General features: G+C 69.1%; 23 protein-coding genes. 7 read left to right on the top strand and 16 right to left on the bottom strand.

The window, feature by feature from the left end; translation table 11 throughout:
• Window positions 1-71 precede the first annotated feature (71 nt).
• From zwf to DA69_RS10300, 9 genes are all read right to left on the bottom strand, one after another.
• Window positions 72-1,526: a glucose-6-phosphate dehydrogenase gene (gene zwf / locus DA69_RS10340; RefSeq protein WP_025976211.1), complete on the bottom strand. Its 1,455-nt coding sequence runs from the start codon at window positions 1,524-1,526 to the stop codon at window positions 72-74.
• Between the two features lie 41 nt (window positions 1,527-1,567).
• Window positions 1,568-2,194 carry a bifunctional phosphoribosyl-AMP cyclohydrolase/phosphoribosyl-ATP diphosphatase HisIE gene (gene hisIE, locus DA69_RS10335; RefSeq protein WP_025976212.1) on the bottom strand — a complete coding sequence of 209 codons (627 nt, stop codon included), beginning with the start codon at window positions 2,192-2,194 and terminating at the stop codon, window positions 1,568-1,570.
• A 160-nt stretch (window positions 2,195-2,354) separates the two neighbouring features.
• The gene (gene hisF, locus DA69_RS10330; RefSeq protein WP_025976213.1) at window positions 2,355-3,122 is read right to left on the bottom strand and encodes an imidazole glycerol phosphate synthase subunit HisF; all 768 of its coding nucleotides are present in this window, start codon (window positions 3,120-3,122) and stop codon (window positions 2,355-2,357) included.
• Between the two features lie 28 nt (window positions 3,123-3,150).
• Complete coding sequence (gene hisA, locus DA69_RS10325) at window positions 3,151-3,885, bottom strand: 1-(5-phosphoribosyl)-5-[(5-phosphoribosylamino)methylideneamino]imidazole-4-carboxamide isomerase (protein ID WP_025976214.1); 735 nt, start codon at window positions 3,883-3,885, stop codon at window positions 3,151-3,153.
• The gene (gene hisH, locus DA69_RS10320) at window positions 3,882-4,481 is read right to left on the bottom strand and encodes an imidazole glycerol phosphate synthase subunit HisH (protein ID WP_025976215.1); all 600 of its coding nucleotides are present in this window, start codon (window positions 4,479-4,481) and stop codon (window positions 3,882-3,884) included. Before hisH ends, hisA begins: the two co-directional genes overlap by 4 nt.
• A 184-nt stretch (window positions 4,482-4,665) precedes the next feature.
• Window positions 4,666-6,099, bottom strand: coding sequence for an imidazoleglycerol-phosphate dehydratase HisB (gene hisB, locus DA69_RS10315; protein ID WP_025976216.1), 1,434 nt, complete (start codon window positions 6,097-6,099; stop codon window positions 4,666-4,668).
• A 160-nt stretch (window positions 6,100-6,259) separates the two neighbouring features.
• Window positions 6,260-7,567, bottom strand: a complete 1,308-nt coding sequence (hisD, locus tag DA69_RS10310; protein WP_064108290.1) for a histidinol dehydrogenase — start codon at window positions 7,565-7,567, stop codon at window positions 6,260-6,262.
• Complete coding sequence (gene hisG / locus DA69_RS10305; protein ID WP_025978637.1) at window positions 7,567-8,448, bottom strand: ATP phosphoribosyltransferase; 882 nt, start codon at window positions 8,446-8,448, stop codon at window positions 7,567-7,569. Before hisG ends, hisD begins: the two co-directional genes overlap by 1 nt.
• Before the next feature lie 9 nt (window positions 8,449-8,457).
• The gene (locus DA69_RS10300) at window positions 8,458-8,754 is read right to left on the bottom strand and encodes a YerC/YecD family TrpR-related protein (RefSeq protein ID WP_025978636.1); all 297 of its coding nucleotides are present in this window, start codon (window positions 8,752-8,754) and stop codon (window positions 8,458-8,460) included.
• Window positions 8,755-8,852: 98 nt separating this feature from the next.
• On the opposite strand from DA69_RS10300, the gene DA69_RS10295 reads away from it, so the two are divergent.
• The 4 genes from DA69_RS10295 (at window position 8,853) to DA69_RS10280 (ending at window position 13,703) form a co-directional block, all read left to right on the top strand.
• The gene (locus tag DA69_RS10295; RefSeq protein WP_025978635.1) at window positions 8,853-9,206 is read left to right on the top strand and encodes an endonuclease domain-containing protein; all 354 of its coding nucleotides are present in this window, start codon (window positions 8,853-8,855) and stop codon (window positions 9,204-9,206) included.
• Between the two features lie 112 nt (window positions 9,207-9,318).
• Window positions 9,319-10,533 (top strand): NAD(P)/FAD-dependent oxidoreductase, encoded by a 1,215-nt coding sequence (locus DA69_RS10290; RefSeq protein WP_025978634.1) that lies wholly within the window; start codon window positions 9,319-9,321, stop codon window positions 10,531-10,533.
• A gap of 112 nt (window positions 10,534-10,645) precedes the next feature.
• Window positions 10,646-12,943, top strand: a complete 2,298-nt coding sequence (locus DA69_RS10285; RefSeq protein WP_025978633.1) for a TonB-dependent receptor — start codon at window positions 10,646-10,648, stop codon at window positions 12,941-12,943.
• Window positions 12,944-13,025: 82 nt separating this feature from the next.
• The gene (locus DA69_RS10280) at window positions 13,026-13,703 is read left to right on the top strand and encodes a Fe2+-dependent dioxygenase (protein ID WP_025978632.1); all 678 of its coding nucleotides are present in this window, start codon (window positions 13,026-13,028) and stop codon (window positions 13,701-13,703) included.
• Window positions 13,704-13,716: 13 nt separating this feature from the next.
• Here the strand turns inward: DA69_RS10280 and DA69_RS10275 are convergent, their stop codons facing one another.
• Both DA69_RS10275 and DA69_RS10270 read right to left on the bottom strand, forming a co-directional pair.
• Window positions 13,717-15,318, bottom strand: coding sequence for an ATP-binding protein (locus DA69_RS10275; RefSeq protein WP_025978631.1), 1,602 nt, complete (start codon window positions 15,316-15,318; stop codon window positions 13,717-13,719).
• Window positions 15,319-15,436: 118 nt separating this feature from the next.
• Window positions 15,437-16,825, bottom strand: coding sequence for a UDP-N-acetylmuramate--L-alanine ligase (locus DA69_RS10270; protein WP_025978630.1), 1,389 nt, complete (start codon window positions 16,823-16,825; stop codon window positions 15,437-15,439).
• Window positions 16,826-16,901: 76 nt separating this feature from the next.
• Here DA69_RS10270 and DA69_RS10265 point away from each other — a divergent pair, with 76 nt between their 5' ends.
• The gene (locus tag DA69_RS10265; protein WP_025978629.1) at window positions 16,902-17,741 is read left to right on the top strand and encodes an LD-carboxypeptidase; all 840 of its coding nucleotides are present in this window, start codon (window positions 16,902-16,904) and stop codon (window positions 17,739-17,741) included.
• 21 nt (window positions 17,742-17,762) lie between these two features.
• On the opposite strand, the gene DA69_RS10260 is transcribed toward DA69_RS10265, so the two are convergent.
• Window positions 17,763-18,254: a retropepsin-like aspartic protease family protein gene (locus DA69_RS10260; RefSeq protein WP_025978628.1), complete on the bottom strand. Its 492-nt coding sequence runs from the start codon at window positions 18,252-18,254 to the stop codon at window positions 17,763-17,765.
• An 88-nt stretch (window positions 18,255-18,342) separates the two neighbouring features.
• The gene (locus DA69_RS10255; RefSeq protein WP_025978627.1) at window positions 18,343-18,561 is read right to left on the bottom strand and encodes a DUF1289 domain-containing protein; all 219 of its coding nucleotides are present in this window, start codon (window positions 18,559-18,561) and stop codon (window positions 18,343-18,345) included.
• Between the two features lie 166 nt (window positions 18,562-18,727).
• Here DA69_RS10255 and DA69_RS14750 point away from each other — a divergent pair, with 166 nt between their 5' ends.
• Together DA69_RS14750 and DA69_RS10250 are read left to right on the top strand one after the other, a co-directional pair.
• Window positions 18,728-18,889: a hypothetical protein gene (locus DA69_RS14750; RefSeq protein ID WP_167309526.1), complete on the top strand. Its 162-nt coding sequence runs from the start codon at window positions 18,728-18,730 to the stop codon at window positions 18,887-18,889.
• A gap of 126 nt (window positions 18,890-19,015) precedes the next feature.
• Complete coding sequence (locus DA69_RS10250; RefSeq protein ID WP_025978626.1) at window positions 19,016-19,813, top strand: crotonase/enoyl-CoA hydratase family protein; 798 nt, start codon at window positions 19,016-19,018, stop codon at window positions 19,811-19,813.
• Window positions 19,814-20,011: 198 nt separating this feature from the next.
• On the opposite strand, the gene DA69_RS10245 is transcribed toward DA69_RS10250, so the two are convergent.
• Genes DA69_RS10245 through DA69_RS10235 form a run of 3 tightly spaced genes read right to left on the bottom strand, consistent with a single transcriptional unit; the run spans window position 20,012 to window position 22,988 of the window.
• Entirely contained in the window at window positions 20,012-21,028 is a 1,017-nt protein-coding gene (locus DA69_RS10245; protein WP_024353724.1) for an HlyD family secretion protein, read from the bottom strand.
• Between the two features lie 23 nt (window positions 21,029-21,051).
• A complete protein-coding gene (locus DA69_RS10240) occupies window positions 21,052-21,819 on the bottom strand; it encodes an ABC transporter ATP-binding protein (protein ID WP_025978625.1) in 768 nt (255 codons plus the stop codon).
• Window positions 21,816-22,988, bottom strand: coding sequence for an ABC transporter permease (locus DA69_RS10235; protein WP_025978624.1), 1,173 nt, complete (start codon window positions 22,986-22,988; stop codon window positions 21,816-21,818). The genes DA69_RS10240 and DA69_RS10235 overlap by 4 nt, the downstream gene beginning before the upstream one ends.
• Window positions 22,989-23,121 lie beyond the last annotated feature (133 nt).

Here is a 23,121-nt window from a genome sequence, read left to right as displayed (position 1 = left end):
AGCCCCCTCATCCGTCCTGCTTCGCAGGTCACCTTCTCCCTCGAAGGGAGAAGGAGAGAAGTTGAGCTTCTTCATCGCACGTTCCACTTCCGCCCAGTGCGCGACAGCAGCAGGTCCGCCGCCTCCGGCCCCCAGCTTCCCGCGTCATAGTCCAGCGGCCGACACTCCCGGCACGACCAGGCGTCCGCCACCTCGTCCACCCATTTCCAGGCCTGCTCGGCTTCATCTCGGCGCACGAACAGGGTGGAGTCGCCGTGCAGGGCGTCCAGCAGCAGCCGCTCATAGGCGATGCGGCGACGCGGAGCCGCGCCGTCCTTCCCATCCTGCCCCCACGACAGGCTCATCTGGATCGGCTGAAGCTGCATCCGCTGCTCCAGCCCCGGCTTCTTGTTCATCACCGACAGGGAGATGTCCTCGTCCGGCTGCAGCTCGATCACCAGCCGGTTGTCATAGATGTCGCCCCGCTCTCCGTGGCCGAAGATGGAGTGGGGCACCGGCTTGAACTGGATGACGATCTCGGTGCGTTTCTCGGCCAGCCGCTTGCCGGTGCGCATGAAGAAGGGCACGCCGGCCCAGCGCCAGTTGTCGATATCGGCGCGCAGGGCGACGAAGGTCTCCGTGTCCGACGGCTGGCCGCGCTCGGCTTCATAGCTCTCGACCGACCGGCCCTCGATATCTCCAGCCCTATACTGGCCGCGCACCGTGACGCGTTCGGCGTCCTCGGCCATGATGGGGCGCAGCGAGCGCAGCACCTTCACCTTCTCATTGCGCACGGAGTCCGGGTCCAGGTCGCTGGGCGGCTCCATCGCCACCAGACACAGCAGCTGCAGCATATGGTTCTGCACCATGTCCCGCAGGGCGCCGTATTCGTCGTAATAGGGCCAGCGGTCGCCGACGCCGACCGTCTCCCCGACCGTGATCTGCACATGGTCGATGGTCAGATTGTTCCACAGCGGCTCGAAGATGGCGTTGCCGAAGCGCAGGGCGATCAGGTTCTGCACCGTCTCCTTGCCCAGGTAGTGATCGATGCGGAACACCTGCCGCTCGTCAAAGGCGTCGGCCACGGCGTCGTCGATTTCGCGGAAGCTCTCCAGGTCGCGCCCGACCGGCTTTTCCAGCACGATGCGGTCGTCGGGCCCGGCCAGACCGGCCGTTTTCATCGCCGTGACGATGCGGCCGTACAGCGACGGCGACACCGCCAGAAAAGCCGTGATCGCGCCCTCGCCGGCGCGGGCCTTCAGCGGCTTCAGGCTGTCAGCGTCGGTGGCGTCTACGGCCATGTATTCCAGCCGCTCAGTCAATCGCCGCCAGCTGTCTTCGCGCCAGGCGTTGTCGGCTTCGGCGCGCGGCTGCACCGCCTCGCGCACCTTTTTCAGATAGGCCTCGGTCGTCTCTTCGGTGCGCGCGGCGGCGATGATCTTCAGCCCGTCCGGCAGCAGGCCGTCGTGATCGAGGAAGTACAGCGACGGCAGCAGCATACGCAGGGCGAGGTCGCCCCCGCCTCCGAACAGTATCAGCGCCGCCATTCAGGTCTCCTTCGCTTCAGGCCGACCCGCACAGCGGGCCGTCAGCCTTGATCTTCAGCCGGTTCCGCCCGTCGGGTCAGAACGTCCAGCACGTCCTGGAACACCATGTCACGGGCGTGCAGAAGCACCAGCAGGTGATAGATCAAATCCGCCGCCTCGCTGGCGAGTTCCGCATTATCTCCCGCCGCCCCGGCCAGAGCCGTCTCGACGCCTTCTTCGCCGACCTTTTGCGCCGCGCGTTTGGGGCCTTGCGCGATCAGGCGGGCGGTCCAGCTGTCGTTGGGATCGGCCTTCGCGCGGACATGGATGGTGCGCTCCAGCCGCCCGATGCGGCCCAGGCCGGGCGCGTCCTCCTCGCCGAAGCAGCTGATGCGGTTCAGGTGGCAGGCGTTTCCGACCGGGCGCACCTTCACCACCACGGCGTCGCCGTCGCAATCAGGCGTCACCGAGACGACGTTGAGGAAGTCGCCCGACGTCTCGCCCTTCCTCCACCGCCCGCCGCGCGAGCGCGAAAAGAAGGTGGCTTGCCCGCTGTCCAGCGTCTCCCTCAGCGCCGCCTTGTCCATATAGGCCAGCGTCAGCACCTGCAGCGTGTCGGCGTCCTGCACCACGGCGGGGATCAGGCCGTTTCCCTTGGCGAAGTCGATCTGGGAGAGATCGACTGTCATTTTCCTTCTCCCCTCGTGGGAGAAGGTGGGCGCCGAAGGCGCTCGGATGAGGGGGCTGTGTCCGCATGCGAGACGGTGGAGGATGAGGCAGGCAGCCCCCTCATCCGTCTCGCTGCGCGAGCCACCTTCTCCCTCGAGGGGAGAAGGGAATCGATGGTCGTCATATCCTGACCTCCACGCCTTGCGCGTCCAGATAACGCTTCAAATCCGGGATCGAGATCGCGCCCGAGTGGAAAACGCTCGCCGCCAGCGCGCCCGACACGTCCGCCTCCACGAACACGTCCCTGAAATGCTCCACCGCCCCGGCCCCGCCCGAGGCCACCAGCGGAACGGTCAGCCGCCGCCGCGCCTCGGCCAGCTGAGCCACGTCATACCCTTTGCGCACCCCGTCCTGATCAATGCAGTTCAGCACGATCTCGCCCGCGCCCAGACCCTGCGCCTCGACGATCCAGTCCATGGTCAGCCGCCCGGCGCCGCGCCGCGCGTTCGGATCGCCGGTGTATTTGTGCACCCGCCATTCGCCGTCCTGAAAGGCGCTGTCGACGCCGACGACGACGCATTGTCGCCCCAGCCGCGCGGCCAGCTCGCCGATCAGTTCGGGCCGCTCCAGCGCGGGGGAGTTGATCGACACCTTGTCCGCCCCGTGGTCGAGACAGCGCGCCGCCTGCTCGACGCTACGGATGCCGCCGGCGACGCAGAAGGGGATGTCCAGCAGCCGGGCGATGTCCTGCACCCAGCCATAGTCCAGCGTGCGTCCCTCAGGGCTGGCGGTGATGTCGTAGAAGACCAGTTCGTCGGCCCCCTGATCGCGATAGCGCGCGGCCAGTTCGGCGGCGTCGCCCATGTCGACGTGGCCCTCGAACCGCACGCCCTTGACCACCCGGCCGTCCTTGACGTCCAGGCAGGGGATGATGCGCCGGGCGGTCATCGGACCGCCCCTATGCAGAAATGGGCGGTCATCCCGCGACGGCCCTCAGCGCCTCGGCCACGGTGAAGCGGCCGGTATAGAGGGCGCGGCCGGTGATGGCCCCCGCGCAGCCGATGGCCTTGGCCGCCCTCAGGTCGTCCAGGTCGGCCACCCCGCCCGAGGCCTGGATCTCCAGCTCAGGCCGACGGCGAACGGCTTCGGACAGAAGGCCCTGGTTCAGGCCCGTCAGGGCGCCGTCGCGACCGACGTCGGTAATCAGGATGTGGCGCAGCAGCCCCGCCGGATAGCGCTCCAGCACGCTCCACAGATCCACGCCGGACGACTGCGTCCAGCCCTTCAGGGCCGGCACCGGCAGGCCGTCCTCGTAGCGGACGTCCAGGGCCAGGGCGATGGCTTCGGGGCCGAACTGCTCCAGCCACTTCAGTACCTGATCCGTATCGGTGACGGCCAGCGAGCCGACGACGACGCGGCTGATCCCGGCCTCCAGCAGGTGTTCGATATCCTTTTCCGAGCGGACGCCGCCGCCGGACTGGACCTTGATATCCACGGCCCGGGCCATGTCGCCGATCAGCGCATACTGACGCGCCTCGCCCGCCTGCGCCCCGTCCAGGTCGATGACGTGGATCCACTCGGCCCCTTCGGCGGTGAAGGCCGCCAGCCGGTTGGCGGGATGGGAATCGTAACGGGTCACGTGATTGAAATCGCCGTGCAGCAGGCGAACCGCATGGCCGTCGATCAGGTCAATGGCGGGATAGATGATCACGCGGGCAACTCCAGGAAGTTCTTCAGAATACGCGCTCCGGCGGCCGCCGAGCGCTCGGGGTGGAACTGGCAGCCCCAGCGGTTGGCGCTGTTGACCACGGCGGGCACGGGCAGGCCGTAGTCGGCTGCGGCGATGGTGGCGGGGCCGTCAGGGCAGACATAGCCGTGGACGAAATAGGCCCAGTCGCCGTCCTCGATCCCTTCCAGCAGCGGATCAGGCCGACGGAGGCTCAGCCGGCTCCAGCCCATGTGGGGCGAAGGACGCGACGGCGCGGGCGCGATCGCCCCCACCCGGCCGGGGATCAGGCCCAACAGGTCGGCGCCCCCGTCCTCGGCGCTGGTCTCGAACAAGAGCTGCTGGCCCAGACAGACGCCCAGCAGGGGGCGAGGAAAAGCCCGCAAGGCCTCGACCAGACCCAGCGCTTTCAGCCGCTGCATCGCATAGCCCGCCGCGCCGACGCCCGGCAGGATGACCCGCTCGGCCTCGTCCACATCGGCCGGATCGTCGGTGATCCGCACCCGCGCGCCCAGCCGCTCCAGCGCGAACCGCACCGAGGCGACATTGCCCGCCCCATAACCGATCAGGGTGACGTTCATCGCCCTTCTCCCCCGCCGTATTTCCCTTCTCCCCTCGGGGGAGAAGGTGGGCGCGGGAGGCGCTCGGATGAGGGGGCTGCGTCCGCAGGCGACAGGGCGGAGGGTGACGTCGACGTCCCCCTCATCCGTCTCGCTCCGCGAGCCACCTTCTCCCCCAAGGGGAGAAGGAAAGCGGCGGCCGCCATCACAGCACCCCCTTGGTGCTGGGCACCACATCGCCCTCGACCCGGATCGCCTGACGCAGGGCGCGGCCCAGGGCCTTGAACACGGCCTCGGTCTTGTGGTGGTCGTCGTCGCCGGTGACGCGGACATGGACCGCCGCGCCCAGGTTTTCGGCCAGGGAGCGCACGACATGCGCTGTCAGATCGGTGCGATAGTCGCCCAGCATCGGCGTGGCGAACGTCCCCTCGAACACCGGATAGGGCCGTCCCGACAGGTCGATGGAGACCGACGCCTCGGCCTCGTCCATCGGCAGGACGAAGCCGTAGCGGCCGATGCCGCGCCGCTCGCCCAGCGCCTGTTTCAGCGCCTGGCCCAGGGCGATGGCGCAGTCCTCGATGGTGTGGTGCGGATCGATGTGCAGGTCGCCTTCGCACGCCAGACGGATCGCGAACCCCCCGTGCGCCGCCACCTGTTCGATCATGTGGTCGAAGAAGCCGACGCCGGTTTCGATTTTCACCGGCCCGGCGCTGTCCAGATCGACGGCGCAGACGATGCGCGTCTCCTTGGTGTCGCGGATGGCCTGACCGGTGCGGTTGCGCCGCGCGCCGGGGGTGGGGGCGTCCAGCGCGGTCAGCAGGCGGTCGTTGACCTCGGGCTTCAGCGAGACGGGCAGGCGCACCCGCTCGCCCGCGAGATCGGCGCGCAATCCGTAGCGGCGCAGGGCCTCGAGCGCGCCCTCCGGATCGGAGGGTCTGGCGACGATCACCGGCCCCACCCCGGCCTCCAGCGCCATGATGCGCGACAGGGCCTCGGCGACGCGGACGCGCTCGCGGCGCACGGCGCTGATGCGTTCGGCCGTCTCCATCATCCGCGACGGGTCCAGCGCCTGCATCGCCAGCCGCACCGAGACTTCGGGCAGGGCGTAGGGCTCCAGGACGCCGGCCAGATGGGCCAGCGTCTGCGCCTGCGCGACCGCCGCCCCGACCCGCGCCCCGGCCAGGCCATAGGCCAGCGACAGGCTGCGCAGCACGATCAGATTGGCGTGGTCGTTGACCAGGAGCGCGGCGGACGGCGCCTCGGCGAACTCGACCATCCCTTCATCGACGACCAGCAGGGCGGGAGCGACGCGCTCGGCCATCTCGGCTGCGGCCTCGGGCGAGCCGAGGGCGCGAATGACCACGGCGGCGGTCTCGGCGTCTTCAGCCGAGCGGGCGTAGAGGGCGGCCAGTTGCGTATAGGGCTCGGCGTCGGGCGCCTGCACCTTCAGCCCGTCGCGCGCGGCCAGGCGCCAGATCAGCTCCAGCCCGTGCGTCAGGCCGCGCGTCGGCAGCACCTGATCGGCGTCGACGCCGTAGAGGGCGGCCATGCGGGCCGCCAGCGCGGTCGGCGCGGCCGGATAACGCTCCAGGCCGTCGCCGCCCGAGACGAGCGGCGGATAGGGGGCGGGCAAGCTCATGACCCTTCTCCCCTCGTGGGAGAAGGTGGGCGCCGGAGGCGCTCGGATGAGGGGGCTGTGTCCACGCGCGAGACGGATGAGGGCGAAGCCAACGTCCCCCTCATCCGACCTGCTCCGCAGGCCACCTTCTCCCTCAAGGGGAGAAGGAAGAGATTGTGGGTCATCCCGCGCTCCTTAGATCGGCGGCGCGCGCGTGGGCCTCCAGCCCCTCGAGCCGCGCCAGGGCGGCGGCGACGGGGGCCAGGGCGGCGGCGCCTTGTTCGGTGACGGTCTGCACCGACATCGCAGTCATGAAGCTGGCGGTGACGACGCCGCCCAGCGTCCGCGCCGCGCCGTCGGTCGGCAGGACGTGGCTGGGTCCGGCGGCGTAGTCGCCCAGCGTCTCGGCCGCCCAGCGCCCGACGAAGACGGCGCCCGCGGCGCTGATCCGCTCAACCAGCCGTTCGGCTTCCTCCGTCTGGATCGACAGGTGTTCGGGACCGTAGAGGTTCGCGACCGCGCACGCCTCGGCCATGTCGCGCACCCGGATGGCGCGGGCCTCGGCCAGCGACGCGCGGGCGATGGCGGCGCGCGGCAGGCTTTCGATCTGTCGTTCGACCTCGGCCATGATCTCGCTCAGGGCCGTGCCGCTGTCGGACACCAGGATCACCTGGGCGTCGGCGTCATGCTCGGCCTGGCTGAGCAGGTCCGCCGCGACGATCTCGAAATCGGCGTCGCGGTCGGCGATGACCAGCAGTTCCGACGGACCCGCCGGCAGGTCCTGCGCCGGTCCGCCGGGCAGGGACGCGGCGTAGCGCTTGGCCTCGGCGACATAGGCGTTTCCGGGGCCGAACAGCTTGTCGACGGGGGCGATGACGCCGTCCTCCAGTTCGGCGCCGAAGGTCAGGGCGGCGATGGCCTGCGCCCCGCCCAGCAGCCATAACTCCTCCAGCCCCGCCTCGGCGGCGGCGGCGATCATGGCGGGGTGGACCGAGCCGTCCTTGGACGGCGGGGTGACGGCGACGCGCCGCGCCACGCCAGCCACGCCCGCCGGTATGGCCAGCATCAGCAGCGACGAGAACAGCGGCGCCGTCCCGCCCGGAACATAGAGGCCCGCCGAGCCGATCGGCCGCCAGACCAGCTTCGACTTCACGCCGGGCGTCGTCTCGATGAAGGGCGTGTCCTCGGGCTTCGTCGCCTGATGGAAGACGCGCACATTGTCGGCGGCGACCCGCAGGGCGCGGGCGGCGGCGGGCGGCAGGTCGCGGCGCGCCTTGGTCGCAGCGGCTTCCGTGATTTCGATCCGGCGCGGCGCGGCGCCGTCCAGACGCGTGGCCCAGTCGGTCACGGCCTCGCCGCCGCGCGCCTGCACGTCGTCGAAGATCTCGCGCACCACGCTGGCGACAAAGCTCTCGGTGCGGCGCTGCGGGCGGGCCAGGGCGGCCTTGCGCCCGGCGGCGTCCAATTGGTTCCAGTCGATACGCTTCATCACATCATCTTCTCGATGGGCAGGACCAGGATGGCCGACGCCCCTTCGGCCTTCAGTTTCTCCAGCGTCTCCCAGAAGACGGCCTCCTGGCAGACGGCGTGGACGGCCACGGCGTCGTCGCGCCCCGACAGGGGCATGACCGTCGGCGATCCGGCGCCGGGCAACAGGGCGGTGATCCGGTCCAGCGCCGCGCGCGGCGCGTTCAGCATCACGTATTTGGCGCCTTGCGAGGACACCACGCCGGCCATCCGCTCGACGATGGAGTCCAGCAGGTGTTGAAGCCCCGCCTCGGGCGGCGTCGGCGCCTTGATCAGCACCGCCTGACTGTCCAGCACGGTCTCGCGCGCCATAAGGCCATTGGCCTCCAGCGTCGCCCCGGTCGACACCAGATCGCAGATGGCGGCGGCCAGCTTCAGCCGCGGAGCCACCTCGACGGCGCCGCGCATGGTGACGATGTCGGCGTCCACCCCCGCCTCATCCAGAAAACGGCGCAGAATCTTCGGGTAGGAGGTGGCGATCCTTAAGCCCTGCAGCGACGACGGCCCGGCGTAGTCCAGCCCCGGCGGCGTGGCGATCTTCAGCGTGCAGCGGCCGAAGCCCAGCGGCATGACGACCTCGGCATTCGGCCCGCCGTTCCTGACCTCATCCAGCACATTCTCGCCGACGATGCCTAGGTCGCAGACGCCGTCGGCGACGAAGGTCGGGATGTCGTCGTCGCGCACCCGCAGCAGGTCGATCGGATAGTTCTCGATCCGATACAGCAGGTCGTTGTTGCCCTTCACCACGCGCAGGCCCGCGTCGCGGACCAGGTCGAGGCTGCGTTCGGCCAGGCGGCCGGATTTCTGGACGGCGATGCGCAGCCGCCCCTGAACCGTGCTCATGATGTCGTCTCAGGCTTTCAGTCTGTCCAGCACCAGGCGATAGCCCTGGTGCGGCATGTCCTTCAGGGAACGCGCGACGCGCACCACGGTTGTCGGGCTGGCCGGGGCCTGGGCGGCGATCTCGCGATAGGTCCGGTCCCCGGCGTCCAGCATCCGCGCCACCTGCCACCGCTCGGCCATGGCGCGCAGCTCGGCCGGGGTGCACAGGTCGGCCAGAAAGGCGTCGGCCTCCTCCCGCGTCTTCAGCGAGAGCAAGGCGTCCAGCAGGGCGGTCTTGGCGGCGTCGGTGCTCATGGCGCGTTCCATTATGCTGTAACAATGGAACGGTCAAGCGCCTCGAGTTGACGTTACCTCTTTTTCCTCCCCACCTGTGGGGAGGGGGACCACGAAGTGGTGGAGGGGCTATGCCGCCGCATTTCGAAATCTATCGCCGCGCGGCAGGAATGCGTCGCTCCCTGACGCCGCCCGAGGCGCGGCTGTGGGCCTGCCTCAAAGCCGGCGGCCTGGAAGGTTTGAAGTTCAGGCGTCAGCATCCCATCGGCCCCTACATCCTCGACTTCTACTGCCCTGCCGCGCGGCTGGCGGTTGAAGTCGACGGCGCGGCGCATGACGACCCGGAGCAGATCGCTCACGACGAGCGGCGAACACGATGGCTAGCCACGCAGAGCGTGGAAGTGCTGTGGGTGCGCGCAACCGATGTTCGAGATCATCTGGATGGCGTGCTGGCGTCGATCCTCCGACACGCGACAGGACGGTAGGCGGGTTACAAACAGCCACTCCACCACTTCGTGGTCCCCCTCCCCATTGTCATGAGGAGGAAAAGCCTGACCGCCACTCGCCACTCGCCGCTCGCCGCTCTATCTGTCCGCCATGACCAAGGTTCTGATCATCGGCGCGGGACACGCGGGGGGCTCGGCGGCGGCGCTGCTGAGGCAATATGGCTTCGAGGGCGAGATCGTCCTGGCGGGGCAGGAGAGCGCGCCGCCCTATCAGCGACCGCCCCTGTCGAAGGCCTGGCTGAAAGGCGAGGCGGGTCTGGAAGACCTGCTGCTGCGCCCCGAAAGCTTCTACGCCGAGCAGGCCATCGACTTGCGCACGGGCGTCACCGCGACCGCCATCGACGCGGGCGCCAAGACCGTGACCTTCGCTGACGGGACGGTCGAAGCTTACGACGTGCTGATCCTGGCCACCGGCTCGACGGCGCGCAAGCTGGCCATCCCCGGCGCGGATCGGCCGGACCTGCTGGAGCTGCGCACGCTGGAGGACGCCGAGCGGCTGAAGGCGGTTCTGGCGCCGGGCAAGAAGCTGGCGGTGGTCGGGGGCGGCTATGTCGGGCTGGAGGCGGCGGCCTCGGCTCGCGCCCTGGGCGCCGAGGCGGTGGTGATCGAGCGCATGAACCGGGTGCTGGCGCGCGTGGCCTCGCAACCCCTGTCGGCCTTCTTCACTGACCTGCACAAGAAGCACGGCGTCGAGATCCTGACCGGCGTGGAGGTCGCGGGGTTCGAGGATGCGGGCGTGCGGCTGGCGGATGGGACGCTGATCGCGGCGGATGCGGTGCTGGTCGGCGTCGGCGCCTTCGCCTGCGAGGCCCTGGCGCGCACGGCGGGACTGGCGTGCGAAAACGGCGTGGTGGTGGAGGAGACCGCCCGCACCCGCGACCCGAACATCTACGCCATCGGCGACGTGACGCGGCGGCCCATCCCGGTCCACGGCGGGGTCATGCACCGGCTGGAGAGCGTGCCCAACGCCCTTGAACAGGCCAAGCAGGCGGCCAGCGCCATCGTCGGCCGCGCGGCTCCGGCGCCCGAGGTCCCCTGGTTCTGGTCCGACCAGTATGACGTCAAACTGCAGATCGCGGGCGTGCCCTTCGACGCCGACCGCCAACTGGTGCGCGGCGATCCGGCCAGCGGCGCCTTCTCCGTCTTCCATCTGGCGGGGGAGCGGATCGTGGCGGTGGAGGCGGTCAACGCCCCCGCCGACTTCATGGGCGGACGGCTGCTGATTGGTAAGGCGGCGCCGGTCGACGACGCCTTGCTGGCCGACCCGGCGGTGTCGATCAAGGCGGTGGCCAAGCCCCAGGTGTGACCTGCGTGCGACACTCGCTTCGCAATTGAGATTTAGTCGCAAGAGTCAGATTGTCGCACCCGGAAAAGGTGCTAATGCGAGCCGGTCTCAATAATAGATCGGTTCCTCCCCCATGTCCGACGTCCGCCCCGACGCTCGCCCTGACGCCCGCTCCGCCGCTCTCAAGGCGCTTCTGTTCGCGTCCAGCGCCGCCGGCATGTTGTGCGCCGCCCCCGCGATGGCGACGGTCGCCGATGAGGCTGCGCCCTCGGACGGCGTGATCAGCCAGGACGCGACCCACCTGGGCACGGTGGACGTGCACGGCCACCGCGTGAAGCGCGAGCCGAAGGACCCGCAGTTCGTCGCCCCCCTGGTCGACACCCCGCGCACGGTCACGGTGATCCCGCAGCAGATCATCGAACAGACGGCCGCCACCTCGCTTCAAGACATCCTGCGCACCTCGCCGGGCATCACCTTCGGCGCGGGCGAGGGCGGCCAGCCGCTGGCCGACCGGCCGTTCATCCGGGGCCAGGCCTCGGGCAACAACATCTTCGTCGACGGCGTGCGCGACACCGGCGGCCAGCAGCGCGAGGTCTTCAACCTGGAGCAGGTCGAAGTCATCAAGGGCGCCGATTCCGTCTATTCCGGCCGGGGCTCGGGCGGCGGCAGCATCAATCTGTCGTCCAAGGCGCCGCGCCTGACCAACTTCGTCAACGGCTCGGTCGGGGCCGGTACGGACGACTATCTGCGCGGCACGGCGGACGCCAACTGGCAGGTCGGGCCGACCGCCGCCATGCGGTTGAACCTCATGGCTTCGCAAGGCGACGTGCCGGGCCGCAACGGGGCGGATTTCGACAAATGGGGCGTCGGCGCGTCGATCGCGGCGGGTCTGGGCACGCCGACGACCGTCACCGCCAGCTACTACCACCTCGACAGCAATCAGCTGCCTGACTACGGCGTCCCGCTCTACACCAAGCTGGGCGGGGCGACCGCGCCGCGTCCTGACGCCTCGGGCGTGCTGGATGTGCCCTACGACAGCTTCTACGGCCTGAAGGCGCGCGACTATCTGAACAACACGGTCGACAGCCTGACGCTGGAGATCGAGCACCACTTCAGCGACAATCTGGCCCTGCGCAACGTCACCCGCTACTCGCAGACGCTGAACGACTATGTCGTCACCAACCCCGGCGACGGCGGCGCGGCCCAGCTGGTCGACGGCGTCTGGTGGATGAAGCGGGGCCTGAAGTCGCGCTGGAACCCGGCCGAGACCCTGGCCAACGTCACCGACCTGCACGGGTCCTTCCTGACCGGTTCGATCAAGCACGACTTCGACGTCGGCGTGGAGGTGTCGCGCGAGAAGAACCGCAACGCCTCCTATACGGTCACGACCCTGACCGGCACGGCCTGCCCGGCGCCGCTGACGGGGCTGGACTGCACCCCCGTCTATGCGCCCAATCCGAACGACCCGTGGACGGGCACTAAGACGCGCGGTCTGGTCAGCCGGGCCGACACCGATTCCGTGGGCGTCTACGCCTTCGACGCCATTCACCTGAGCGACCGGCTGATCGTGAATCTGGGCCTGCGCTGGGACGACTATTCGGTCGAGGGGCTGAACGCCTCGGGCACGGTGACGGCGCCGGTCTATACCGCCACGCGCGGCGACTGGGACTTCGTCAACTATCAGCTCGGCCTGGTCTATAAGCCGACGGCGAATAGCAGCGTCTACGCCTCCTGGTCGACGGCCTCGACGCCGCCGACCATCTCGGCCGGCGATCAGAACACGGGCACGACCAACGGCAGCGCCAACTTCGTCGCCACCGTTCTCGACCCTGAGGAGACCGAGAGCTTCGAGATCGGCGCCAAGGCCAATCTGTTCGGCGACCGTCTGGCGCTCAGCGGCGCCCTCTTCCACCTGACCCGCAAGAACGCCGCCATTCTTGTGGCGCCGGACCGCTATGAGCAGGCGGGCGAGGCCAGGGTGCAGGGTCTGGAGCTGGGCGTCTCGGGCAACATCACCGACAAGTGGCAGGTGTTCGGCGGCTACACCTGGATGGACTCCGAGCTGGTGCGCGGCGCCTATAACAGCATCAATCTGGGCGACGCCCTGGCCAATACGCCCGAGCACAGCGCCAGCCTGTTCACCACCTATCGCGTCCTGCCGAAGCTCAGCCTGGGCGGCGGCGTCTACTACGTGTCCAAGTCCTGGGGCGGCAACCAGGGCGGGGCCGGCGGCGGCGCCAATCGCGTCTATGCGCCGGACTACACGCGCGTCGACCTGTTCGCGTCCTACGACATCAGCGAGCGCGCCTCGCTGCAGCTGAACGTCCAGAACGCCGGTGATGAGGACTACATCATCCGCACCAACGGCGTGCACCACGCCGACGTCGCCCCGGCGCGCCAGGCGATCCTGACGCTGAACGTCCGCTACTAAGAGGCCGCGTTTCGCGTCATCCTGTCGGCCCCGCGCTTTCGCCAGCAGCGGGGCCGATGCGTTTCCAGACGGTGAGAGAACCATGCTGCTGCACATCCCCGAAGTCTTCACCAAGGCCGAGGTGAAGGCGCTGCGTCAGACGCTGGACGCCGGTCCCTGGGCCGACGGCAACATGACCTCGGGCCATCAGTCGGCGAGCGCTAAGAAGAACCAGCAACTGCCCGAGGACAGCCCCCAGGCGCGCGAGGTCTCGGCCCTCGTGGTGCAGGCGCTGAACGCCAATCCGATGTTCGTCTCGGCCGCCCTGCCGCACACGATCTTTCCGCCCCTGTTCAATCGCTATGAGGGCGGCGGCGAGTTCGGCACCCACGTCGACAACGCCATCCGACAGCGGGGCGAGCACCGCATCCGCAGCGACCTGTCGGCCACCCTCTTCCTCTCCGAGCCCGAGGACTATGACGGCGGCGAACTGATCATCGAGGAGATGTACGGCGCCCAGTCGATCAAGCTGCCGGCGGGCGACCTGGTCCTGTATCCGTCCAAGAGCCTGCACCGGGTGACGCCGGTCACGCGCGGCGCCCGCGTCTCCAGCTTCATGTGGCTGCAGAGCCTGATCCGCGACGACGCCGACCGCGAAAGCCTGTTCCGCCTCGACGTGGCGATTCAGCGCGTGAACCTGGACAAGGGGCCCAAGGATGCTGCCGTGATCGAACTGACCGGCGTCTATCACAACCTGCTGCGCCGCTGGTCGGAGGTGTGACGCCTCGGCGCGCTCAGGCCGCCTTCGCCGCCTCGCCGCGCGACAGCGCCAGCCGGATCGCGTTCAGCAGGGCGTCGGGCTGGATCGGCTTCTGCACCACCCCGTCCATCCCCGCCGCCAGATAGGCCGCTTCGTCGCGCGGATCGGCGTTGGCGGTGAGGGCCAGAATGGGCAGGGCGGCGGCGGGGCCGGGCAGGGCGCGGATCGCCCGCGTCGCCGCCACCCCGTCCATCACCGGCATCTTCACATCCATCAGGATCAGGTCGAACGGCGCGGCGGCCGCGCGCTCCACCGCCTGGCGCCCGTTCTCGGCGGTCTCGTGAGTGCAGCCGAACAGCTCCAGCACCTTGCCGGCGACGAAGCGGTTGGCGGCGTGGTCGTCCACCACCAGCACGTGCAGGGTCTCATGCAGCGTCGGGGACGCCTGACGATCCTCGGCGCGGCGGGCGTCGCGCTCCGCCAGCGGCAGATGCAGTTCGAAGCCGAAGCGCGCCCCGCCCTGGGGCGAACGCTCCACGGTCAGCGCGCCGTCCATCCGCTCCACGATCTGGCGGCAGATGGCCAGGCCCAGCCCGGCGCCGGCGCCCTGTCGCCCCGCCTGGCCGGTGTTGAAGGGCTCGAAAATGGCGCGCGCCGCCTCGTCGCTGACGCCCGGGCCGCTGTCGTCCACGGTCGCGGACAGGCGCACTCGTCCATCATCCAGCGCCGTCGCCAGCCGCACCGCGACCGATCCGGCCTCGGTGAACTTCAGGGCGTTGCCGATCAGATTGTTCAATAGCTGTTTGAGCCGCGTCTCATCGCCCACGACCCATCGCGCGGCCGTCAGCTCCGCCTCGACCTGCAGCTCCAGCGCCTTCTCCTCGGCGCGCGGGCTCCACAGGGCCGACAGGTCTGCGGCCACCGACTGCAGGTCCAGCGGTGCGGGCTCCAGCGTCAACATCCCCGCCTCGGCCCGTGACATATCCAGCGCGTCGGTCAGCAGCCGCAGCAGGCTGGCGCCCGAATCGAGGATGGTGCGGACGTGGGGCCGCAGGTCGTCCTGCGTCAGCTGCCGCTCCATCAGGGCGGCGACCCCCAGAACGCCGTTCAGGGGCGTGCGGATCTCGTGGCTCATCACGGCCAGGAATTCGGACTTGGCCCGGCTGGAGGCGCGGGCCTCGGCCTCGGCCCTCACCAGGTCCTGGGCCAGATCAGCCATGGCCTCGGCGCGGCGTTTGTGGATGGCCACCCCGGCCTGGAGCACGTGCAGGCCCGCCCCCACGCCGACGTAACGGCCGCGCGAGACGACGATAAAGCCTTTCAACAGCGCGCCCAGCCCGGCCGCGTCCATCGACTGGAACAGCATGTCGGCCGAGGCGTCGGCCTCCACCACCATCGGCGCCGCGTCCATCAGCGCCGAGATCGGGCGCCGGACATACAGGGCGCGTCCGAACTCGGCCGCCAGCTTCAGGGTGAAGGCGTTGCGCTCGATCAGGCCGACGGGGCGCCCCTCGGCGTCGGCCACGGCGATGACCAGGGTTTCCGGCTCGGCCTCGAACCGGGCCAGAGCCTCTGCGCCCAGGGCGTCGGGCGCCATCGGCGCCGAGGCGTCCACGAAATCTCCTATCCGGGCCATTTCCCAGCCGTCTCCTGCTTCTTGCCGGAGCAGGGTTAGGCGAGGCGGCTTAACAGCCGCTTTGCTGGAAATGAATGTTTTGCAAGGCTAATTTGACGGATGGTCCGACGGCGGACAGTCAGATCCGCGCCAGCAGCTCGGCCGCAAAGGTCGACAGGCTGTCGTCGCGCGCGCCCATGACCACCACCCGGTCGCCGGGCCGGGCCATGTCCACGATGCGGTCGCCGCAGTCGGCGCGGGTCGCCAGCGCCTGCGCCCGACGTCCCGCCGCGCGCACGCCGGCCGCGATGTCCTCGCTGCCGACGCTGCGGTCGGTGGTGCCGCCGTAATAGACCGGCTCGGGCATCAGCAGCACGTCGTCATGCCGCATCAGCCCGGCGAAGCCCTCGATGAACTCCTGCTGCATCAGCTTCAGCGGACCGAAGCCGTGCGGCTGGAACAGGATCAGCAGCCGCCCGTCAAAGGCGTGAAGGGTCTTCAGGGTGGCGGCGATCTTGTCCGGGTTGTGAGCGAAGTCGTCGATCACGGTGACGCCGCCCTGCGTTCCCACCACCTCCAGCCGCCGCCGGATGCCGCTGAAGGTCTCCAGCGCCGCGACCGCCTGATCCAGACCGACGCCCAGCGCCCGAACCGCGCCCAGCGCCGCCAGAGCATTGGCGACATTGTGCGCGCCCGGCACGGTCAGCGTCACCGACCGCGCCGCCTCGCCGCGCACGCGCAGCTCGAAGGTCATGCCGGTCGGCAGAGGCTGAAGGTCGTGCGCCGACAGGTCCGCCTCTTCCTCGCCCAGCGCAAAGGTGATCGCCTTGCCGGGCGCCAGCGTCTGCGCCAGCGCCGCCGTCTCGGGATTGTCCAGGTTCAGCACCGCCGTCGCCGCTCGGCCGACGAAGCCGCCGAACAGCTCGCGCAACTCCTCCATCGACTTGTGGTCCAGCGAGATGTTCGAGACCACGGCGACCGTGGGGTCATAGCGGGCGATGGAGCCGTCGCTCTCGTCCACCTCGGCCACGAACAGATCGGGACCGCCGACCAGGGCGCTGGCGAAGGGCTGGTCGGGCGTGGCGAAGTTCTTCATCACCGCCCCGTTGACCACGGTGGGCGCGCGCCCGGCCTGATCCAGGATCCAGGCGATCATGCCGGTGATGGTCGACTTGCCGCTGGTGCCCGCCACGCCGATCGAGGTCGGGGCCGCGTTGAACAGTTCGCTGAGCAGTTGGGGCCGGGTCTTGATGACGGCGCCGACCCGCCGGGCCGCGCCGATGTCGGGCACGGTGTCCTCGACCGCCCCGGTGGCGACCACCACCTGATCGGCGCTGACCACGCCCGATCCGTCCTGTGGGTGAAGGGCGACGCCGTGGGCGCGCAGCCAGTCGAACTTCTCGGGCGTGCGTCCCTGATCCAGCGCCCGGTCGGAGCCTGAGATGCGGCCGCCCTGCGCCTGAACGATCATGGCCAGCGGCATCATGCCGGAGCCGCCGACGCCGCAGAAGAAGTAGTCTTTGTTCATCGGCTTGATTTCAATGCGGGAAACCGGGGAAGGTCCGGCCTGACTAGCACGCAAGACGCTCAAGGCCATCCCGTCCATGCAGACCAGACCGTTCCGAATCGGCGTCGTCAACGCCAGCTCCCGTCTCGAACCGGCGCGGGGCGAGGCGATCCGGGCCTGGGCGGCGGCCCAGTGGCCGGACGGCGCAGTCGAACTGGTCCTGCACCCGGCCCTCTATGACGTCCACGGTCATTTCGGCGGCGACGACGCCACCCGCGCCCGCGCCTTGGTCGAGACGGCCAACGACCCCGACATCGACGCCGTCTGGTTCGCGCGCGGCGGTTACGGCGCCTGCCGCATCGCCGAGGCGGTGATCCCCGAGCTGACCGCCCACGCCTGGGCCAAGCGCTATATCGGCTATTCGGACGCCGGCAGCCTGCTGGCGGCGCTGTATCGCGCAGGGTTTCCCCACGTGGCGCACGGGCCGATGGCCTCGGACGGGTCGCGCCATGACGCCACGGGCCTGCGCGCCGTGAACTGGCTGAGGCACGGCGACCCGGCCTCGCTGGAGCCGTCCCTTCTGAGCGACCCGCGGCCCGCCGTCGGCTTCAACCTGACCATCCTCAACGAACTGGTCGGCACGGCGATCGAGCCGGATCTGACCGGCCACGTCGTCATGCTGGAAGAGGTGTCCGAGGCGCTTTACCGCGTCGATCGGATGATGTTCCACCTGACCGGCCAGGCCTCGATCCGCCGCATCGCCGGCATCCGTCTGGGCCGGGTGTCGGACGTGACGGCCAATGATCCCGAGTTCGGCCTGACGGCCGAAGAGATCGTGCGCCACTGGTGCGTGCGCTCCGGCATCCCCTATCTGGGCGCCGCCGACATCGGCCATGACCGTGACAACAAGGTCGTGCCGTTCGGCCCGCGCGGCTGAGGCCCAAGCTGCCTTTCGGGATCAGCCCTTCAGGATCAGCCCATCGGGCCGCGCCTCAAAGGCCGACAGCCGGCCCAGGAAGCTCATCCCCAGCAGGGCGGCGGGCATGTCGCGGTCGATCACCAGGGCCTCGACCGAGGTCAGCTCGACGCCCGCCACCGACACGGACGTCAGCAGCACCCGCGCGGCGGGCGTCTGGCCCGAGGCGGTGTTCAGGGTCTGGTTGAAGTCATGCGGCTTCAGCCGCACGCCCAGCCGCTCGGCGTCGGCGCGGCTCAGCGTCACCGCGCTGGCGCCGGTGTCGACCAGCATCCGCATCGGCCGCCCTTCGACGGTCGCCTCGGCCCAGTAGTGACCATCGGCCGCGCGCGTCACCGACGGCGCCTCCTTCAGCGCCACGGCGGCGTAGGCCTTGGCCGGCCCCTCCCACCACATCAGGGCGCCGGCGCAGGCGCAGGCCGACGCCAGGGCGGCGGCGAAAACGACAGCAGAGCGCGGGTCAAAGCGGATCATGGAAGCGACTATGCCGCCGGGGTCTTCCCATGCGGTGAAGCGACGTGGCGAACGAAAGGTTGACGGCGGACCGCTGATCGCCGCCGGCTCACTCGCCCAGCAGCTTGGGGTCGATCCGGCTCTTGCGCCCCGGCAGGTCGGCCATGACGTCGGCGCGGCCCTCGTCGGTCATCCGGCTCCAGGTGGCGATCTCCTGCAGCGTGCGCAGACAGCCCAAGCACAGGCCCGAGGCGCCGTCGACGGTGCAGACCATGACGCACGGACTGGCGATGGCGCGGGGCGGGGAGGGGGCGGAGGCGTCGGACATGGTTCGTGACGGTATCGCAACAATGAGTCCGAGGACGGATTATAATTTCTTGACTTTTCGCGCCAGGCGGCTATATTCACCGTCGACGCGAAACGACTGACAGGGTGAGAGTCCCAAAAAGCACGACGTGTCTTCTTTCATCGTTCAACGAAAGGAGACGCCAAAAATGAACGAAAACAAAGAGCGTAATCTCCAGCACGCCATGATGTCCTTCGCCCTATTCGGCGGGATGCTGGTCAACACGAAGCAGATGAACGGCGCCGGCGACCGCGTGGTCAGCCACCCCTCCAACTTCGTACCCATAACGATCAAACGGCCGCGCGCGTAGTCGCGAGACTGGATGATCCAGACAGAAGCCCCGGTCAGAACGACCGGGGTTTTTCAATTCCGCCCTTGCCATCGCCGCGCGCCCTGGCCGAAACCGGCGGCTTCACCGGCAAGGAGGAAGCCCGTCATGAGTCTGATCGTCCAACAGCGCAAAGGCGCGGTCATGGTCTGGACGCTGGACCGGCCCGACCGGCTGAACGCCCTGCCGGACCTTGAGGACGGCGAGGCCTTCGCCGCCGCATGCGACGCCGTCAACGCCGACTCCTCGATCCGCTGCGTGGTGATGACGGGCGCCGGACGCGCCTTCTCGGCGGGCGGCGACCTGAAGGCGATGAAGGACCGCCGCGACCTGTTCGAGGGCTCGGGCGCCGCCATCCGCGAACGCTATCGCCGGGTCGTCCACCGCATCGTGCGCGCCCTCTATGGGCTGGAGGTGCCGTTGATCAGCGCGGTCAACGGCCCGGCCATGGGGCTGGGCTGCGACATCGCCGGTTTGGGCGACATCCGCATCGCTTCCGAGCGCGCCAGCTTCGGCGTGCCCTTCATGAAGCTGGGCATCATTCCCGGCGACGGCGGCTCCTGGCTGCTGCCGCGCAACGTGGGCTACGCCCGCGCCGCCGAACTGCTGTTCACCGCCCGCTCGATCGACGCGGCGACGGCCGAGCAGTGGGGCCTGGTCAACCGCGTCGTCCCGCATGAAGCGCTGATGGACGAGGCGATGCAGACGGCGGACCAGATCGCCGCCCAGCCGCCCCAGGCCCTGCGCATGGCCAAGAGCCTGCTGCGTCAGGGCCGCGACATGAATTTCGATCAGATGCTGGAACTGTCCGCCGCCATGCAGGCCCTGGCCCACCTGACCGACGACCACATCGAGGGCGTGAGCGCGGTGCTGGAAAAGCGGACAGGAGAATTTACGGGAAACTGAGTTCCTCTCTTCCGCTCACCCCGGCGGACGCCGGGGCCCAGTGAGAGCCGCGTGCACCGCGCCTGCCCATTCCGCCTCCGCAAGTGAGGCCAAAACACTGGGTCCCGGCGTCCGCCGGGATGAGCGGAGAGGAGGGCGAGAGGCTAACAAAAAAGGGCCTCGCATGAGGCCCCTTTCCGTTTTCATCCCGATCCGCCCTTACGTCCGTGCGGGCGCCTTCATGGCGCGCGTAGCGGGCACGCCGGTCGAGGCGTTGTCGCGCTTGGCGCCCGCCGTCTCGCCCGGCTTCATGAACTTGACCAGCACGCGCTGGCCGATCAGCAGCGGGGCCTCGTCGACGGCGACCACCACCTCGACCACGCGCTCGTCGGTGCGTTGCGACGGGTCGTCCGAGGCCAGTTTGCGGGCGCCGAAGACGGCGGCGCGGCGCAGCACCTTGCCGACATAGACCTTGGACGGATCGCCTTCGGGGGTGATCTCGACGGCCTGATCGACGCTGACGTTGGGGATGTCGGCCTCGACGATCTCGGCGCGGGCGATGCGCGGGGCGGCGGGCTCCAGGTCGAACATGTTCGACACGTTCAGGGTCGAGGCGCCGGCGCCGGGGTTGGCGTAGCGGCGCACGATGCGGCCGTCGGCGGGCGAGCGGATCACCGTCAGCTCGACATTATAGGCGGCCTGATCGCGGCGGGCGCGGGCGGTCTGGACGGCGGCCTGTTGCGAGGCGAGGCGGGCCTGGGCCTGGGCGATGGCGTCGCGGGCCTGATCCATGCGCTGGGCGGCGACGAAGTTGGTGGCGACCAGTTTCTGCAGCCGGTCGTGCTCGCGCTGGGCCGTGGCGATGTCGACGTTGATCATGCGCAGCTGGCTTTCGGCCTGGGCCAGATCGGCGGTCGCCGTCTGCAGCGACAGGCGCGGCTCGTCGTCTTCCTGACGGGCCAGGATCTGACCGGCCTTCACCAGGTCCCCTTCCTGAACCAGGACGTCACGCACCACGCCGCCGCGCCGCGCAGCGATCTGGATGATGCCGCCCTCGATGTCGATCTTGCCGTTGGCGATGGCCGAATAGGGGCTTTCCACCTTCTTCTCGGCCGCCTCGGCCAGCTCGGCCTTCTTGGCGGCGCCGGCCTTCTGCATCAGGCTCAGGCCGATGACGACGGCGACCAGCAGCGCCAGGCCGATCCAGAGCCATTTGTTTTTCAGGAATGCGGGCATGGGGGTCCTCAAGGGGATCGGGGTCAGTGCGACGCCAGGATGGCTTCGGGATTGGGGGTGCGGCGCTGATCGTCGATGATCACGCCGTCTTCGATGTGGATGACCCGGTCGGCCCAGGCTTCCAGGCGCGGGTCGTGGGTCACGCAGATGACGGCCGCGCCGTGTTCGGTGGCCGCCCGGCGCAGCAGTCTGATGACCACCTGGCCGTTCTCGCCGTCCAGCGCCGAGGTCGGTTCATCGGCGAACAGGATCTGCGGGTCCTTGGCCAGGGCGCGGGCGATGGCGACGCGCTGCTTCTCGCCGCCGGACAGGGCGGCCGGGCGCTGATGCAGGCGATGGCCCAGACCGACCTCCTCCAGAGCGAGCGCGGCGCGCTTCTTGGCCTTCTCCGGCGACAGGCCCTGATATTTCAGCACCGTCGTCACCTGCTGCAGGGCGCTGAGCGCCGGGAACAGGTTGAAGCCCTGGAAGATGAAGCCGCAGTGATCCAGCCGGAACTTGTCGATCCTGCCGCCCGACAGTTTCCACAGGTCGTCCACGTCCAGGGCGTCGACGCGTCCTTCCTCGGGCCGCAGCAGGCCGGACAGGGCGGCGATCAGCGTCGACTTGCCCGAGCCCGACGGCCCCATGACCATGGTCAGGTCGCCGTGGCGGGCGTCGAAATCCACGCCCTTCAGCACCTCGACATAGGACCGGCCGGACTTGAACCGTTTGACCAGTCCCTTGGCTTCCAGGGCAAACTCGCCGTGCTTGCCGTGAACCTTGGTGTGCCCAGAAGCTATAGTGTTCATCGCAGCAGGTCCGCAGGTTGGCTCTTCTTCAGAATGCCCATCGACAGCAGGCCCGACAGCATGGAGATGGCGATCAGCCCGCCCCCGACCACGATCAGCAGCATCGGCGGCATGGAGATGATGACGGCGTTGGACAGGGCCAGCAGCGACAGCAGCCAGGTCAGCAGGATGGCCGCGCCGACCCCCACCATTCCGACCCAGAAGCTCAGCTCCATGACGATGCGGCGCAGGCTGCCCATGCCGACGCCCAGGGCGCGCAGGGAGGCGAACTCCTTGATGTTGGCCATGATGGCGCCGCGCAGGGTCTGCCAGGTGATGGCCACGCCGATGATGATCCCCAGCACCACGCAGCCGCCGATGATGATGACCAGAATGCCTTCCTCGAACATGGCGCCGGCGTTGGCGTCGGCCAGCTGCTGACGGGTCCAGGCCTTCCATTGGCCGTTGCCCATGGCGTTCAGCTGGGCGACCACGACCTCGGCGCGGGCCGGGTCCTTGATCTTGAGCATCAGCGGGCCGACACGCGGCCCCTCAAAGGCCTGGCCCAGCATCCGCAGGCTGTCGCGCGACATGACGATGGTCGGCTGCATCATGTTGGGATAGCCGCGCAGCACCCCCACCACGGTTACGGTCTGGCCGTTGAACAGGGCCTTGTCGCCCAGTTTGACGCCCAGCGGCGTCAGCGCCGTCTCGTCCACAGCCACGGTGAAGGGCTGGCGCAGGGCCTCGACCAGTTCGTCGGAATAGTCGCGCGGAATGGTCACCGAGCCGGGCGCCGTGTCGATGATGTTGACCAGCACGCTCTTCTGGCGCGGCGCGCCCTGCTTGGCGCGGTCGGCGGCCGTGGCGGTCGGGTCGACGTTCTTGATGTTCTGGAAATTGCCGCCCGACATGTCGAGGGTCTTCACCTCGACCACCTCGGGGTGGTTATAGGCCAGCGGGACAAAGCGTCGCGGCATGCCCATCGGCCCGCTGAACAGGGCCTTGGCGCCCGGCTGCATGATGAAGATATCGGCGCTGGAGCGCTCGATGGCGGCGGTGAATCCCTTGCCGATGCCGATGAAGACCCCGGTCATGGCCAGCACCAGCAACCCCGAAAGGGCCAGCGCCATGACGGCGGCCATATAGCGGCGCCACTCGAAGAGCAGCGTGGACAGCGCGAGCGACATGACGCGTATTCATTCCCCTGACTTGCGCTGTTATCTGACCGCCTGCGGGCGCTGGGCCAAGTTAAATCGGGGTAAGGCTGGCTGCGCCGGATTTGTTACGGGGCTTGAGGGCGCGGCCCTTGCGGGTCTAGTG

It is taken from the genome of Brevundimonas naejangsanensis (assembly GCF_000635915.2).
Lineage (GTDB): Bacteria > Pseudomonadota > Alphaproteobacteria > Caulobacterales > Caulobacteraceae > Brevundimonas > Brevundimonas sanguinis.
The sequence above is the reverse complement of the archived record's forward strand: the minus strand, read 5'-3'. Positions and strand labels throughout refer to the sequence as shown.